17 protein-coding genes are annotated in these 15484 nt (G+C 29.9%); 15 read left to right on the forward strand and 2 right to left on the reverse strand.

Going from position 1 to position 15484, the window contains the following annotated elements; translation table 11 throughout:
• Window positions 1-431 (forward strand): hypothetical protein (locus tag SOR60_RS08475; protein WP_407654229.1); only part of this gene is annotated, 431 nt, incomplete at its 5' end.
• Between the two features lie 138 nt (window positions 432-569).
• On the opposite strand, the gene SOR60_RS08480 is transcribed toward SOR60_RS08475, so the two are convergent.
• On the reverse strand, window positions 570-956 hold the full coding sequence (locus SOR60_RS08480; protein WP_176269466.1) for a pyridoxamine 5'-phosphate oxidase family protein: 387 nt from the start codon (window positions 954-956) through the stop codon (window positions 570-572).
• A 230-nt stretch (window positions 957-1186) separates the two neighbouring features.
• Between SOR60_RS08480 and rpsO the strand changes: the two genes are divergently transcribed.
• The 5 genes from rpsO to recA all read left to right on the forward strand — a co-directional run bounded on the left by rpsO (window position 1187) and on the right by recA (window position 7626).
• Window positions 1187-1453: a 30S ribosomal protein S15 gene (rpsO, locus tag SOR60_RS08485; protein ID WP_154539169.1), complete on the forward strand. Its 267-nt coding sequence runs from the start codon at window positions 1187-1189 to the stop codon at window positions 1451-1453.
• Window positions 1454-1500: 47 nt separating this feature from the next.
• Entirely contained in the window at window positions 1501-3609 is a 2109-nt protein-coding gene (locus SOR60_RS08490; protein ID WP_320595693.1) for a polyribonucleotide nucleotidyltransferase, read from the forward strand.
• Between the two features lie 135 nt (window positions 3610-3744).
• On the forward strand, window positions 3745-6027 hold the full coding sequence (locus SOR60_RS08495; protein ID WP_320595694.1) for an FtsK/SpoIIIE family DNA translocase: 2283 nt from the start codon (window positions 3745-3747) through the stop codon (window positions 6025-6027).
• Window position 6028: 1 nt separating this feature from the next.
• Complete coding sequence (gene pgsA, locus SOR60_RS08500) at window positions 6029-6559, forward strand: CDP-diacylglycerol--glycerol-3-phosphate 3-phosphatidyltransferase (RefSeq protein ID WP_320595695.1); 531 nt, start codon at window positions 6029-6031, stop codon at window positions 6557-6559.
• A 14-nt stretch (window positions 6560-6573) separates the two neighbouring features.
• Window positions 6574-7626 (forward strand): recombinase RecA, encoded by a 1053-nt coding sequence (gene recA, locus SOR60_RS08505; protein WP_320595696.1) that lies wholly within the window; start codon window positions 6574-6576, stop codon window positions 7624-7626.
• A 38-nt stretch (window positions 7627-7664) separates the two neighbouring features.
• On the opposite strand, the gene SOR60_RS08510 is transcribed toward recA, so the two are convergent.
• A complete protein-coding gene (locus SOR60_RS08510; protein ID WP_320595697.1) occupies window positions 7665-8705 on the reverse strand; it encodes a DNA polymerase IV in 1041 nt (346 codons plus the stop codon).
• A 105-nt stretch (window positions 8706-8810) separates the two neighbouring features.
• On the opposite strand from SOR60_RS08510, the gene SOR60_RS08515 reads away from it, so the two are divergent.
• The 9 genes from SOR60_RS08515 to lysS form a co-directional block, all read left to right on the forward strand.
• Window positions 8811-9056, forward strand: a complete 246-nt coding sequence (locus SOR60_RS08515) for an RNA-binding S4 domain-containing protein (protein ID WP_154539157.1) — start codon at window positions 8811-8813, stop codon at window positions 9054-9056.
• Complete coding sequence (locus tag SOR60_RS08520; protein ID WP_176269471.1) at window positions 9049-9363, forward strand: FtsB family cell division protein; 315 nt, start codon at window positions 9049-9051, stop codon at window positions 9361-9363. Before SOR60_RS08515 ends, SOR60_RS08520 begins: the two co-directional genes overlap by 8 nt.
• Complete coding sequence (gene tilS / locus SOR60_RS08525; protein WP_320595698.1) at window positions 9338-10714, forward strand: tRNA lysidine(34) synthetase TilS; 1377 nt, start codon at window positions 9338-9340, stop codon at window positions 10712-10714. The genes SOR60_RS08520 and tilS overlap by 26 nt, the downstream gene beginning before the upstream one ends.
• Window positions 10711-11262 carry a hypoxanthine phosphoribosyltransferase gene (gene hpt, locus SOR60_RS08530; protein WP_154539151.1) on the forward strand — a complete coding sequence of 184 codons (552 nt, stop codon included), beginning with the start codon at window positions 10711-10713 and terminating at the stop codon, window positions 11260-11262. Before tilS ends, hpt begins: the two co-directional genes overlap by 4 nt.
• A gap of 94 nt (window positions 11263-11356) precedes the next feature.
• On the forward strand, window positions 11357-11851 hold the full coding sequence (locus SOR60_RS08535; RefSeq protein ID WP_154539149.1) for a DUF986 family protein: 495 nt from the start codon (window positions 11357-11359) through the stop codon (window positions 11849-11851).
• 72 nt (window positions 11852-11923) lie between these two features.
• The gene (locus tag SOR60_RS08540) at window positions 11924-12715 is read left to right on the forward strand and encodes a type III pantothenate kinase (protein ID WP_320595699.1); all 792 of its coding nucleotides are present in this window, start codon (window positions 11924-11926) and stop codon (window positions 12713-12715) included.
• Window positions 12693-13658, forward strand: coding sequence for a tRNA dihydrouridine synthase DusB (gene dusB / locus SOR60_RS08545; RefSeq protein WP_320595700.1), 966 nt, complete (start codon window positions 12693-12695; stop codon window positions 13656-13658). Before SOR60_RS08540 ends, dusB begins: the two co-directional genes overlap by 23 nt.
• Window positions 13659-13662: 4 nt before the next feature.
• Window positions 13663-14136 (forward strand): transcription elongation factor GreA, encoded by a 474-nt coding sequence (gene greA, locus SOR60_RS08550; protein ID WP_154539143.1) that lies wholly within the window; start codon window positions 13663-13665, stop codon window positions 14134-14136.
• A gap of 8 nt (window positions 14137-14144) precedes the next feature.
• Window positions 14145-15484: lysine--tRNA ligase (gene lysS / locus SOR60_RS08555; RefSeq protein WP_320595701.1), on the forward strand; the 1340-nt coding region annotated here is incomplete at its 3' end.

Below are 15484 nucleotides of genomic sequence, written 5' to 3' on the forward strand. Positions count from 1 at the left end.
AATTGAAAAAATTAATTAAAGAAAATAATATTGATATAAATGATAAAGAATCATTAGTTATGGCTAGTGATGATATAATAAAGGTTGCTAGAGAACTAAATTATATGTTTAGAACTGGAAAAGAAGACTTTCCTTCAAAAATATTTCACGGCTTGAGCCTAAGTGGTAATGGTAAGAATAATAATTTAGATGGTAGCAAAAAAGACACAGGTAAAGAAGAAACAGGAAAAGAAAATTTAGGCGAAAAACCGGGAACAGAAGAACCAGGTGAGAAACCAGAAAATAAAACAAGCAAAGAAATAAAATCTATAAGAAAATTAAATAATAATGAAGTATCAAATCCAAAAACTGGTGTTTCTAGTCTTTCAAGTATTCTTGGACTAATTGCAACATCAAGTATTGTCTTATTTAAATCTAAGAGAAATAGATAAGTTTTAAAATAATCTATAAATAAAAATGCACTAAACTGAAAAACAGTAGGTGCATTTTTATTGTAGATAAAAACTAGAAAGAATTTATTCTAGTTTGTTATGAAATTATAATAGTATATACTCATTTAGATATCAGGATTAACCTATTGATTTTCCAGCTTTAGGACCAGAGTCTAGAGTATAGATTTTTTCTATATTTATTATTATAGTTGCAGCCTTTGGTTTTACACCAACAGTTTTTTCTGCAAGAGCTATATGTTCATCATCTGTATAAGATTCGGCTCTTCCTTCAAATCTATATCCATGATTATTGTCTCTATCAACATAACAGATAATAATTTTACCATTATCCTTGATATTAGCATGATGTCTACCACCAGTATTTTCACAGTAGATAAATTTGCCATCTTCAAGTATTCTCATGGTTCTTTTAGGTCCAATGTTAGGAAGTCCATTATTATCAACCGTTGCTATATAGGCAAGTTGTTTTGAGATTAATTCTTTCATATCATCAGTAAATTTCATTACATACTCCTTACTCGTTATTTGATAATTAAATTCATTATCAATTCTATTTTATAATAATTTCAAAAAAATTACTAGTATTTTTTTAAAAAAGTTGAATTTTTTAAGTTAAAAACATCTTTGCAAAATAAAATATATTTGGTATAATATCAAAGATACCTTAACTATGGATTAAGTTTCCTCGAACTGTTTCATGGTTTGGGCGTATTGAAATTTAGGAGGATAGATATATGTTAAACAAAGAAGAAAAAACACAAATAATAAAAGATTTCCAAAAAGATGAAAAAGACACAGGTTCACCAGAGGTACAAATTGCTATTCTTACAAAAAGAATCAAAGATCTTACAGAACACTTAAAGGCTAATAAGAAAGACCACTCTTCAAGAAGAGGACTTTTCAAAATGATTAGACGTAGAAAAGGTCTTTTAACATATCTTATGAATAATGATATTGATAGATATCGTCAAATCATTGAAAAACTTGGATTAAGAAAATAGTTAAATATGGCGGGATTTTCCCGCTTTTTTTGTAGTTAGGAGAAAATATGGAAAAAACTTATGAATATAAGTCACAACATGGATCAGATTTTTCTATAAAAATCGGAAAGCTTGCTGAGCAAACTAATGGAGAATGTATAATAAGACGTGGTGATACAATCCTCTTAGTTACTGCTGTTGCAAGTGATAAGCCAAGGGAGGGAATTGACTTTTTCCCATTAATTTGTGACTATCAAGAAAAACTTTATGCTGTAGGAAAGATACCAGGTGGATTTATTAAAAGAGAAGGCAAGGCTACTGATGATGCGGTTTTGATTTCTCGTCAAATGGATAGACCTCTTAGGCCACTATTTCCTGAAAACTTCTATAACGATGTACAAGTTATAGCAACACCATTTTCAGTTGATGAAGATAACGAACCAGATTGTATGACTACAATTGGTGCCTCAATTGCTTTGGGAATATCTGATATCCCATTCTTTGGACCAGTTGCTGCAGTTAATGTTGGATATGTAGATGGTGAATTTGTTGTAAACCCAAATATGAATCAAAGAGAAAAAACTTCTTTAAATCTTACAGTAGCAGGTACCGCAGATGCTATCAACATGGTAGAAGCTGGAGCAAATGAACTTTCAGAAGAAGAAATGCTCGAAGCTATGATGATAGCTCACGAAGAAATAAAATCAATGTGTGCCTTTATCCAAACTATTATAGATGATATTGGTAAAGAAAAGATGGAAGTTGAAAAAGAAGTTGAAACTGAACTTCAAAGAAAAATTAAAGATAAATATACAGAAGAAATCAAAAACTCTATAAGAACAACTGATAAGGTTAAAAGAGAAGATGATATATTTAAAATAGAAGAAGCTTGCAAAGAAGACTTCTTAGAAGAATATCCAGAAAGTGAAGATGAGATTCACAAGACTGTAGATTCTATCATGAAAAAAGAAGTTAGAAGAATGATTTCTATTGATAAGATTAGGCCCGATGGACGTAAGATGACAGAAATCAGACCACTTTCTGCAGAAGTAGGTCTTCTACCTCGTACCCATGGTTCAGGTTTATTTAAACGTGGACAAACTCAAGTATTATCAGTTCTTACTCTTGGTTCGCCTGGAGAAGAACAAGTTATTGACTCTATGAATAGACAAGAGGTAACAAAAAGATATATACACCAATATAATTTTCCACCATTTTGTGTAGGAGATATAAGACCTCTAAGAGGTCCAGGAAGACGTGAAATAGGTCATGGACGTTTGGCAGAAAGAGCTTTAATACCTGTCTTGCCGGATCAAAGTGATTTTCCTTATACTATTAGGGTTGTAAGTGAAGTGCTCTCATCAAATGGTTCATCATCACAAGCTTCAATTTGTGGTTCAACACTTGCCTTAATGGATGCAGGTGTACCAATTAAGAAACCTGTGGCAGGTATTGCTATGGGACTTATAAAAGAAGATGATTCTATATCAATTCTAACAGATATACAGGGATTGGAAGATCATCTAGGCGATATGGACTTTAAGGTAGCAGGGACTAAAGATGGTATAACAGCTCTTCAAATGGATATGAAGATTGCAGGAATCAATAGAGAAGTTTTAAAAGATGCTTTATATGATGCCAAACAAGCAAGATTTAAAATCCTTGATGTTATTACAGGAGCAATAGAAAAGCCAAGAGATGATCTTTCAAAGTATGCACCAAGAATTTTTTCCATAGACATAGATCCAGAAAAAGTTAGGGATGTAATTGGTTCTGGTGGAAAGACTATCAACAAAATAATTGATGCAACAGGAGTTAAGATAGAAACTGAAGATGATGGTCATATAACCGTTGCATCAAATGATGGTGATAGTGGAAAAGAAGCTATAGAGATGATTAAGTCAATAGTAACAAACCCTAAAGCAGGAGATATTTATGAAGGTGAAGTTAAAAGAATTATGAACTTCGGTGCCTTTGTAGAAATTGCTATAGGTAAAGAAGGACTTTTACACATATCTCAAATCGATACAAAGAGGACTGAGAAGGTTGAAGATGTTTTATCAGTTGGAGATAAGATAAGAGTTAAGGTTACAGATATTGATAGACAAGGTAGGATTAATCTTTCAAGAAAGGCCCTACTAATAGAAGAAAAAGAAAAATCTAATAAAGAAGATTAATAAATATACTAACTACAAAGATATTAAAGGAAGGCCCTTTGTGGCCTTGTCTTAAATATTTGTAGAGAACTTGAAGCTGCCTAATGGCAGTTTATTTATTTTTCTTGTTGTTATATAATCTAAAGAGAGGTATATATGGCAAATACTAATAGCAATAGGAAAAGAAAAAAAACTAAATATAATAATGGTAAAAAAGAAAAGAATTTTAATAAGAAATCATTTTCAGTTTTTATGATGTTCTTATCTTTTGTTTGCTTCATTTTCCTACTTCTACCAAATACAGGAAGTTTAGGAGATTTTATTACATATAATAGTTTTATGGCCTTTGGACTTATTTCATACTTGGTTCCTATTTCAATATTTGTAAGTTTCTTATATGCTTTTTTGGACAAATATATTAAAAATATTAAGATGTTTTTAATATCCTATATTCTTATGCTTTTTACTGGTATAATTTTATCTTTAAAATATCTATCAAGCTCTTTGGATATTTCACTTAGAAATACAGAAAAAATGATAAAAACTAGTGGAGGTTTAATAGGTACAAGGATAGGTTATCACTTAGAAAGTTTTATAGGTGTAGTTGGAATAATCTTATTTTATTTAATTCTTTGGCTTATATTATTAAAAAATATTAGTGGACTATCTTATAAGGATTATTTTATCAAGATAAAAGATAAGATTATTATAATTATAAGTTTTACAAGTGATAAATTTAAGAAAGTATACAATAAAATCAAAACAATTATAAGAGAGAAAAAACTTCAGAAAATAAAAAATGTAAAATTCAAGCAAAATGTAAGAGATTTTGATAAAGATAAGCTTATAATTAATTCAAAAAAATCAAATAAAAAAGAAAATTCAGATGAGAATAAAAAAGACATAGAAAACAAAAAAAATGATGATTTTGACAAGGTTTTTGAAACCGCAAAGATAAATTCATATAAGTCGAAACAAGTTGATTTTTCGGATTTTGATGAAACTTATAAACAAGAATATAGCATAAATTATAAGTATCCTTCGATTGATCTTTTAGATGATAGGAATGATTCAAGTGAAGAAGATAGAGAAGATATAAAAGATAAGGCCCAAAGAATAGAGGAATGTCTTGATTCATTTGGTATAAAGAGTAAGATTGTTCAAATAAATATAGGACCTACTGTAACTTGTTTTGAATTAAAGCCACAAAGAGGGGTCAAAGTATCAAAGATATTAAATCTTTCTGATGACCTTTCCTTAGCTCTTGCAACAAGTGATATAAGAATAGAAGCACCGATTCCTGGGAAAAGTCATGTTGGAATTGAAGTTCCAAACTCACAAAAAGAGGTTGTAGGCCTTAAGGAAATGATAGCAAGTGATGAGTTTATTAAAAATGATAGACAACTTCCATTTGTCTTGGGTAAATCTATATCAGGAAGACCAATGGTTTCTGCTATTGAAAAAATGCCTCATCTTTTAGTGTCAGGAGCAACAGGCTCTGGTAAGAGTGTTTGTATAAATACAATAATTATGTCAATTCTTTACAAGCATTCTCCAGACGAGGTAAAACTTTTACTTATAGATCCGAAGATAGTAGAGCTATCCATATATAACGGTATACCACACCTTATAATGCCAGTAATAACTGATCCTAAAAAGGCTTCATCATCTCTATTTTGGGCGATAAGGGAGATGGAGAGAAGATATAAATTATTTGAAGAAAATCATGTAAGAGATATATCATCATATAGAGCATATCAAGAAATGGATGAAAAAATCGAAAAACTTCCATATGTTGTGATAATAATAGATGAGTTATCTGACCTTATGATGACAGCGGCAGGTGAGGTTGAAGATTATATAACAAGACTTGCTCAAAAGTCTAGGGCATGTGGTATACATTTAATAATAGCTACACAAAGGCCTACTGTTGATGTAATAACAGGTACTATTAAGGCAAATATTCCATCAAGGATTGCCTTTGCTGTTACAAGTCAAATTGATTCAAGAACAATTCTTGATATGAGTGGAGCTGAAACTTTACTTGGTAAAGGAGATATGTTATTCTCCCCATCTGATGCAATGAAACCTATGAGAATTCAAGGTGCTTTTGTTTCAGATTCTGAGGTTTTAAGGGTGGTTAATTATATAAAAGAGTCCAGAGAAAATGAATATGATCAAAAGGCTATAGAAACAGTAGAGGAAAAGACCAAGGTAGTTGAAAATGAAGATGAAGATGAACTAATTGATGAAGCTATTGAGATAATTATTAGTGAAAATACTGCATCAGTTTCACTTTTACAAAGAAAGCTTAAGATAGGTTATGCTAGAGCTGGAAGAATAATTGACCAGCTTGAAAATAGAGGAGTTATAGGAGGCTATGAAGGAAGTAAACCTAGAAAAGTTTTGGTAGATGAATCTTATTTAAAAGGAGAATGATATGAATATAGCTAATAAAGTTACAACAGTAAGAATGTTTATGGTTCCAATATTTGTGGTATTATATTTAATTTTTGGTAAAATGTATAATATAGCTGCAATAATTTATGCTATAGCAGCTCTTACAGACGCTCTAGATGGACATCTTGCAAGAAGTAGAAATCTAGTTACGACATTTGGTAAGTTTATGGATCCACTTGTAGATAAAATTTTAACTATGGCAGGTTTTATTCTATTAACTTCATCAAATATAGTTCCTAACTGGGCAGTTATTTTAATTATAGCAAGAGAGTTAATAATCACAGGGCTAAGAACACTTGCAGCAAGCAATAATATTACAATAGCAGCAAGTAAAGGTGGAAAGGCTAAAACTCTAAGTCAATGTATTTCTACTGTTTTACTTTTATTAAACAATAACACACTAAATTCTATTGGACTAGTAATATTTTATCTAGCTGTAATTCTTACAGTTTATTCAGGCATAGATTATTTAGTTAAAAATAAAAAAGTACTCAACTTAGATGATATGTAAAGGATGTGAAAAATATGGCTAACGATAAAGAGAAAGCTTTAAGTCAGGCATTTAAAAATATTGAGAAAAAATATGGTAAGGGTGCAATCATGAAAATGGGCGAAGCACCTAAGGTTGATGTATCTGTAATACCAACTGGGGCAATAAACCTTGATATGGCTCTTGGGGTTGGAGGACTTCCAAGAGGAAGAGTTGTGGAAATATTTGGACCTGAATCATCAGGTAAGACAACTCTTACCCTTCATTGTATAGCAGAAGACCAAAAGCTAGGAAATACTTGCGCTTTTATAGACGCAGAGCATGCCCTAGATGCTGAATATGCAAAAAGATTAGGGGTTAATATAGACGAACTTATCCTATCTCAACCAGATACAGGAGAACAAGCTCTAGATATAACAGAATCTTTAGTAAGGTCTGCAGCAGTAGACTTAGTTGTAATAGATTCAGTTGCAGCCTTGGTTCCTAGGGCTGAAATTGAAGGAGAAATGGGAGATAGCCACATGGGTCTTCAAGCAAGACTTATGAGTCAGGCTTTAAGAAGACTTACTGGTGTCATTTCAAAATCTAACACAACTGTAATATTTATAAACCAACTTAGGGAAAAGATTGGTGTTATGTTTGGTAATCCAGAAACAACAACAGGTGGTAGAGCTCTTAAATTTTACTCATCAGTAAGACTTGATATAAGAAGAATAAAAACAATCCAACAAGGTGACCAAATGATTGGTAATAGAACCCGCGTTAAAGTTGTTAAAAATAAAGTGGCTCCTCCATTTAAGGTAGTAGAATTTGATATTATGTATGGAACTGGTATATCAAAATCTGGAGTTATTTTAGATGCTGCAGCAGATAAGGATATAGTAGAAAAGGCTGGTAGCTGGTATTCTTATAAGGGAGAGAAGCTTGGTCAAGGTAGGGAAAATGTTAAAGAACTACTAGAGAAAAATGAAGAGCTTTTATCTCAAATAGAACAAGAACTTAGAAATTCTATAAATCCTAGTAAAAAGGACAAAATAGAAGAAGATAAAAAAGAAGATACACAAGAAGAGCTAGACATAGAAGAATAAAAGAAAGCTGTTGCAATTAAAATTTTGCGACAGCTTTTTTAGTCAAATAAGGAAAGTTGGGTATGGTTATTTTTTGAAAGATTTGACAAGGAAATACCAAGAAGCCTGAATTTTTCGTTTGAAATAAGTTTTTCTAACAAATCTTTAGAAATAGAAGCTATATCCTCTTTTTTATATATAGGAACTTCTTGAGTATGAGATCTGGTATGAGTTTTAAAATATTCTGTTTTAATTTTAAGATTTAAGGTATAAGCTTTAATATCCCTATCATTCATATCAGATTCAAGTATTTTAGCGATTTCATCTATATAAGAATGAAGAATTCTCAAATCTAGGGTATTTTCCTTGAAAGTGAACTCTCTTCCTATAGATTTTCTTTTAGATGATATTTCTACTTTCCTATTGTCTTCTCCTCTTATAACGTGGTATACATAAGAGCCTTGTTTTCCAAAAAGATTTTTTAAAAATTCTTCATCTAATAATAAAAGGTCTTCTATTTTGTGAATTCCTATATTTCTAAGCTTCTTAGTTGACTTTTTTCCAAGGCCATGAACTTTACTTATATCCAAATCTTTAAGTATATGAGGAATATCAGAGGATTTAATTTCTTTAATGCCTAGGGGTTTATTCCAATCACTTGATATTTTAGCTAAAAATTTATTATAGGATATACCAATAGAAACACCTATTCCGGTTTTTTCCATTACCTCTTTTTGAATTCTTTTGGCTTTCTTAATTCTGTTTTCCTTATCTTCAACTAAGAGATAAGCTTCATCTATAGAGACTTGTTCTTTTATTTTGGCATATTTTTCTATAATATCAAAAACCTCTATTGATTTTTCCTTATAATATTTTTTGTCGACACCAACTATTACTAGATTAGGGCAGAGTTTTTTGGCTATAAAAACTGGCATAGCAGAGTGAATACCATACTCTCTGGCCTTGTAATTTGCTGTAGTAATGATTGATTTATTAGAAAGTCCACCAACAGCCATAGGATGATTTTTAAGTTTGGGATATCTAAGTTCTTCACAAGAAGCATAGAAGGCATCGCAGTCTATATGTAATATATTATTCATTTTATCACCACAAACATTATACTCGTTTTTTAAACTTTTAAGATAAGTATTTCCTTTATGGACTAAAGCGGTATTTATTTGTTATAATTAAAAAAGGTGATATATATGAGAATTGATAAATTTTTAAAAAATTCTAGAATAATTAAGAGAAGACAAGTAGCAAAAGATGCATGTCTAAATGAAAGGGTTAAGCTTAATGGGGATTTGGCAAAACCGGGAAGTCTTGTAGAAGTGGGAGATATAATTGATATAAGCTTCGGTAAGAGCAATCTTAAAGTAAGGGTTCTTGAGATAATTGATGGTGCCAAAAAAAACAACGCAGAAGCTATGTATGAGGTTATAGATGAATAAGTATGAAAGATATATAAAAAATAGAAGAAAAAAAAATACACGCTTTTTACTTTTTGTAATATTAATATTTTTTATAGTATTTTTTATATCAAGGTCTTACAATCAAAGCCTACAAAGAAAATCAAGCGATTTAACTGAGCAGATAAAAACTACTGATAAGAATATAAAAAGTGTTAAAAATGACATAGAAAATATTAAAAAAGATTATGAGAATAGAAATACCGATGCCTTTAAAGAAAAAATAGCAAGAGAAAAATTAGGCATGGTAAAAAAGGATGAATATGTCTACAAAGACAATAATAAATAGGTTTTTGCAAACAATAAGAAGAGAAAATCTAATAAATAAAAATGATACTATAATAGTTGGAGCAAGTGGAGGACCTGATAGCCAGTTTTTAATCTATCTTTTAAATGAAATAAAAAAGGACTATGAACTTGAAATTATACTTGCCCATCTGAATCATTTACATAGAAAAGATGCTTATAAGGACGAAGAGCTTGTAAAAAAAACAAGTGAAGATTTAGGGCTTAAATTTTATTCTGACCATAAGTCTATGGATGAATATGCTAAAGAAAAGTCACTTTCGTCTGAAGAAGCTGGAAGAGTTTTAAGGTATAAATTCTTTGAAAGAATTAGAAAAAAAGTAAGTGGAAATAAGATTGCCATAGCCCACAATATGGATGACCAAGCTGAAACTGTTCTTATGAGAATAATTAGAGGTACTGGTATTGAGGGACTTAAGGCAATGGATTATAAAAATGAATTCATAATAAGGCCTATAATGGATTTTTCAAAAAGTGAAATTGTAGGATATTTAAATGAAGAAAAAATCCCCTACCATATAGATTATACCAATCTTGAGATTGACTATACTAGAAATAAAATAAGACTTGATATAATCCCAGAGATAGAGAAAATAAATCCGAATTTTAAAAATTCTCTTATCTCACTTTCAAATCTTGCAAAAAGTGATGTAGATATATTAAGAGATATTGAAGATAAAAAGCTTAATGAAATAATAGTAAAAAAGGATAAAAATTTTATATCCTTTGATAAAAAGAGTTTTGAAAGCTTAGATAAAGGTCTAAGAAATAGAATTTTAAGAAGATCTATTTCACATATAAATGGAAATATTAATAATTTTTCCAAAAAAAATCTAGATGACTTTTCACAAATTACAAGACTAGATTTAGGAAAGAAAATTATTAAGAACGACTTAATACTTTATAAAAATTATAAAACTTATGATTTATATAAAAATACTTACTATAATAAAGAAGAAGGACTTATATTTTTAAATATAGGTGATATTAAAGAGTTCTCATCTTATAAAATAAGCTTACATTTAGTTAATAAAGAAGATTTTAAAAGCATAAATAAAAAAGGATCAGTTTTTTTTGATTATGAATTAGTGAATTTGCCTATTAAGATAAGAAGCCGAAGATCTGGTGATAGCTTTAATTTTTATAATAACAAGAAAAAAAAGTTAAAGGATTTCTTTATAGATGAAAAAATAGATAAGAATATGAGGGATAAAATACCCTTAGTTTTTATAAATGATAAATTGGTTTGGATAGTTGGTCTTAGAAGGTCTGATGATTATAAAATCACTCATAAGACAAAGAAAATTTTGATGATATGTGCGGAGGAAGTATGAGAGAAGAATTAGAAGAAAAAATAGAAAAAGTCCTAATAGATGAAGAAAGTTTGACTAAGAGAATAAAACAACTTGCAAGTCAAATTAATGAGTATTATAAAGATAAGAATGAACTTGTAATTGTTGGGATTTTGAAAGGTTCAATTATGTTTATGGCTGAGCTTTCTAAAAATATCAATATTAATTGTACTTTAGAATTTATGGACGTTTCAAGCTATGGGGCATCTACAGAATCATCAGGAAATGTTAAGATTATGAAAGATCTTGATACAGATATTACTAATAAGGAAGTTTTATTGGTAGAAGATATTATAGACACAGGTAGGACTTTAGAAGCACTTAGGAGATCCCTTGAAAAAAGAGGGGCAAATTCAGTAAAAATTGTAGCACTTCTAGACAAGCCTGAAAGAAGACTTATAGAAATTAAAGCAGATTGGGTAGGATTTAAGATACCAAATGAATTTGTAGTAGGCTTCGGTCTTGACTATAATCAACTTTATAGAAATCTTCCTTTTATAGGGGTTTTAAAAAGAGAAGTTTACGAGTAAAGTAATAAGGAAAATATACTTATAAATTTGGCTTGTTTCATTAATGAAAAAAGCCTTATTTTTTAAGTTTAAATAAAAAGAAAGGAAATATCATATGAATAATCAATTTGATAAGTTTATTATAATAATTTATCTAGGACTTATAGCTTGGCTTATCTATAAGTTATATAAGTCAAAAAAATCGAAAAGAGAACTTGAGGGTGATGTAAGAGGATTTGGTAAAAGATCAAGTACAATGGAGTATATCCTATTTGCGTTATTAATCTTTACAGGTGTATTTAACTTGTATACAGGATTTAAGACAAAAAATCAAACAGCCCTAATTACAGCTACTGTAATGATAGTAATGGGTATAGTGTTTTTTCTAAATACAAAATCAAAACTTTATGTAGCAAAAAATGGTCTACTTTTAAATGATTCTTTTTATACCTACAAGGAACTTAAGAAATGGGGATTTGATAAGGAAAAAGGAGATCTTGTAATAATTACAAAAAAAGATCATCAAGAAGGAAGAGAACAAGCCCAAGTTAAAGTTGAAGATATAGAAGAGATAAATACACTTATTAGAAAATATAAGCTAGGTAAATAGCTTGAAAAATTACTTTAAGTGATGTATTATATTAGAGTTAATATAATAACGATATGAAAATTAGGAGAATGTATGCTACTTGTAGTAGATGTTGGAAATACAAATACTGTTATCGGTGTTTACAACAAAAATAAATTAAAAACAAGATTTAGAATAACAACGAATCTGATTGCAACAAGTGATGAGTTAGTGCAAACAATCTATAATATACTTGTAATACATAATATTGACAAGAATAATATAGAAGCTACTATTATTTCATCAGTTGCTCCAGATGTCCTTTATTCGTGGCAATCAGCCAATAGAAAGTTTTTCGAAAGAGAGGCTATGATTGTAGGTATTGGAACAAAAACTGGCATTGATATAAAATATGATAATCCAAGGGAAGTTGGTACTGATAGAATAGTAGATGCTGTTGCTGCATATGAACTTTATGGTGGACCTACTATAGTTGTAGACTTAGGAACTGCATCAACTTTTGATGTAGTAAATCAAAAAGGCCAATATTTAGGTGGCTCAATTGCTCCAGGATTTAAGACAAGTCTTGATGCACTAATATCAAGAACAGCACAGCTTCCAAGAATAGAACTCCATGATCCAAAGACTGCCATTGCTAAAAATACAATAGAATCAATAAATTCAGGAATGGTCTATGGTTATATAGGTCTTATAGATGGAATTATAGGAGAGCTTATAAAAGAAGTAATTGAACTCGAAAATGTCAGTGAAGAAGATATTAAAATTGTATCAACAGGTGGTTATTCTGAGCTTCTAGCATCTGAAAGTAGGTATATTGAAATAGTAGAAAATGATCTTACTTTAGAAGGCTTAAGATTAATATATGAGAGAACAATTAAAAAATAAACAGATTATGCTAGCTCCATTAGCTGGTGTATCAGATGTAGGATTTAGGTTAATCTGTGAAAAATATGGGGCAGACAAGACTTTCACTGAGATGGTTTCTTGTAATGCCCTTTATTATGATAATAAAAAAACAGATGATCTTCTTTTTATCTCTGAAAGGGAAAAAAATTGCAATGTTCAAGTATTTGGTAGAAAGCTTGATGTAATAGAAAAAGTTATAAAAGATAAAATTGAAGTAATGGATAATATTTCTGAAATATCATTTAATATGGGTTGTCCTGTTGCAAAAATCACAAAAAATGGTGAAGGATGTCAACTTATGGCTGAACCAAAAAGAGTTGAAGAAATATGTAAAATACTGAGAAAATCTTCTAAGAAAAAACTAAATATAAAGTTTAGACTTGGTATAGATGAAAATAATAAAAACTATTTAGAAATTGGAAAAATTGCCCAAGATTGTGGAATAGACTATGTAATTTTACATGCAAGAACAAAAGAGCAATTTTATTCTGGGAAAGCTTCTTGGGAGGATATAAAAAAACTTAAAGAAAATTTATCCATACCAGTTATTGCAAATGGGGATATATTTTCTGTAGAAGACTTTATAAATATAATGGAAGAGACCTTGGCTGATGGGGTAATGCTTGCCAGAGGGGCTATGGGTAATCCGTTCTTATTTAGAGAAATTAAAGAATATATAAAAAATGGCAATTATAAAAAACCAAGTCCCGAAGAGCTTATAGATCAAATTATAGAACAATATGAATTAGAGCTTTTATACAAAGATGAAAAACTTGTAATAACTCAAATGAGAAAACATGTATCAGCTTATTTAAAAGGGCTTGAAAATTCTAGTAAAATACGTGATAAAATAAATAAATTAAAAAATATAGATGAAGTTATGGATGTACTTAACAATTATAAATCTATGTTGAAAGGATGATAAAATGTCAGAACAAAAAGAAGTAATACTATCAAAAGAATATTTACAAAAATTGCAAGATGAACTTGAATATTTAAAAACTAAAAGAAGACCAGAAATAGCTGAAAAAATTAAAGTAGCTAGATCTTTTGGTGACCTTTCAGAAAATGCTGATTATGATGAGGCAAAAAATGAACAAGGTGAAGTAGAATCAAGAATTGCAAAAGTTGAAGATATGATAAGACATGCTAAAACTTTTGAAGAAAACTTAAACTCAGAAGAGGTAAATGTTGGTAATGAAGTTTTAATCTATGATGAAGAATTTGATGAAGAGTTAACTTATAAGATTGTAGGTACTGCTGAATCTAACCCCTTAGAAGGATTGATATCAAACGAGTCGCCTGTAGGTGAAGCTTTATTAGGTAGAAAAAAGGGTGATAAAGTAGAAGTAAATACACCAAATGGTAAATGTTACTATGTAATAAAAGAAATAAGATAGGAGACTTTATGGCTAAGAATATGAATCAAGATCCTAATGAAATGCTTCAAATTAGAAGAGAAAAGCTTGAAAAACTCAAAGAAGATGGAAAAAATCCATATGAAATTGTAAACTTTAGAAATAGAACTTTATCAAAGAATATTAGAGATAACTTTGAAGAATTTGAAGGTAAAAACGTAAGAATTGCTGGAAGAATAATGGCAAGACGTGGTCATGGTAATATGAGCTTTATGGATATCCAAGATTCAAAAGGACAAATCCAAATAGTAAATAGGAAAAATATCATGGGAGATGACTTCAGAGAAACCAAAGCTTATGATATAGGGGATTTAGTAGGAGTAGAAGGTAAAGTATTTAAAACAAATCAAGGAGAAATTTCCATAGAATCAGAAAAAAGTGAACTTTTATCAAAATCACTTCAAATCCTACCAGAAAAATGGCATGGTCTTAAAGATCCTGATATTAGATATAGGCAAAGATATGTTGACCTAATAGTAAATCCAGAAGTTAAGGAAGTATTTATTCTAAGAAGTAAAATAATTTCAGAAATAAGAAAGTTCTTAGATAATAGGGGATATCTTGAAGTAGAAACTCCAATCTTAAATACTATAGCAGGTGGAGCTAGTGCACGACCATTTATTACTCACCACAATACCTTAGATATAGATATGTATTTAAGAATTGCAAATGAACTATACTTAAAAAGACTTATAGTAGGTGGCTTTGACAAGGTATATGAAATGGGTAGGATGTTTAGAAATGAAGGAATGGATACAACACATAATCCTGAATATACCTCAATTGAGTTATATGAAGCATATTCTGACTATGAAGATATGATGAAAATTACAGAAGAAATGATTTCTCAAGTTGCTCAAAATGTTCTAGGAACTACAAAAGTTCAATATGGAGAACATGAAATAGAACTTAAAGCTCCTTGGAAGAGAATTACAATGATTGATTCTATAAAAGATGCATGCGGAGTAGATTTTAATGAGATTAAATCATATGAAGATGCAGTTTCCATTGCCAAAGAGAAAAATGTAGAAGTAAAGGATACATGGGGAGAAATAGTAGCAGAATTCTTTGATGAATTTGTAGAAGACACTTTAATTCAACCTACATTTATATATGATTACCCAGTAGACATATCTCCTCTTGCTAAAAGAAAAAATGATGATGAAAATCTAACTTATAGATTTGAAGCATTTATATCAGGAGCAGAGATCGGAAATGCTTTCTCTGAGCTTAATGATGCAGATGATCAAAGGGGTAGATTTGAAAAGCAAGTTGAAAAAAGACAAAAAGGTGATAGCGAAGCCCAAATGATGGATTATGACTTTGTAAA

Source organism: Anaerococcus porci (assembly GCF_034090325.1).
In the GTDB taxonomy this organism is placed as follows: domain Bacteria; phylum Bacillota; class Clostridia; order Tissierellales; family Peptoniphilaceae; genus Anaerococcus; species Anaerococcus porci.

Coding starts and splice junctions, on each gene's coding strand:
- SOR60_RS08480 (WP_176269466.1), bottom strand. CDS start 956: ATGAAATTTACTGATGATATGAAAGAATTAATCTCAAAACAACTTGCC.
- rpsO (WP_154539169.1), top strand. CDS start 1,187: ATGTTAAACAAAGAAGAAAAAACACAAATAATAAAAGATTTCCAAAAA.
- SOR60_RS08490 (WP_320595693.1), top strand. CDS start 1,501: ATGGAAAAAACTTATGAATATAAGTCACAACATGGATCAGATTTTTCT.
- SOR60_RS08495 (WP_320595694.1), top strand. CDS start 3,745: ATGGCAAATACTAATAGCAATAGGAAAAGAAAAAAAACTAAATATAAT.
- pgsA (WP_320595695.1), top strand. CDS start 6,029: ATGAATATAGCTAATAAAGTTACAACAGTAAGAATGTTTATGGTTCCA.
- recA (WP_320595696.1), top strand. CDS start 6,574: ATGGCTAACGATAAAGAGAAAGCTTTAAGTCAGGCATTTAAAAATATT.
- SOR60_RS08510 (WP_320595697.1), bottom strand. CDS start 8,705: ATGAATAATATATTACATATAGACTGCGATGCCTTCTATGCTTCTTGT.
- SOR60_RS08515 (WP_154539157.1), top strand. CDS start 8,811: ATGAGAATTGATAAATTTTTAAAAAATTCTAGAATAATTAAGAGAAGA.
- SOR60_RS08520 (WP_176269471.1), top strand. CDS start 9,049: ATGAATAAGTATGAAAGATATATAAAAAATAGAAGAAAAAAAAATACA.
- tilS (WP_320595698.1), top strand. CDS start 9,338: ATGTCTACAAAGACAATAATAAATAGGTTTTTGCAAACAATAAGAAGA.
- hpt (WP_154539151.1), top strand. CDS start 10,711: ATGAGAGAAGAATTAGAAGAAAAAATAGAAAAAGTCCTAATAGATGAA.
- SOR60_RS08535 (WP_154539149.1), top strand. CDS start 11,357: ATGAATAATCAATTTGATAAGTTTATTATAATAATTTATCTAGGACTT.
- SOR60_RS08540 (WP_320595699.1), top strand. CDS start 11,924: ATGCTACTTGTAGTAGATGTTGGAAATACAAATACTGTTATCGGTGTT.
- dusB (WP_320595700.1), top strand. CDS start 12,693: ATGAGAGAACAATTAAAAAATAAACAGATTATGCTAGCTCCATTAGCT.
- greA (WP_154539143.1), top strand. CDS start 13,663: ATGTCAGAACAAAAAGAAGTAATACTATCAAAAGAATATTTACAAAAA.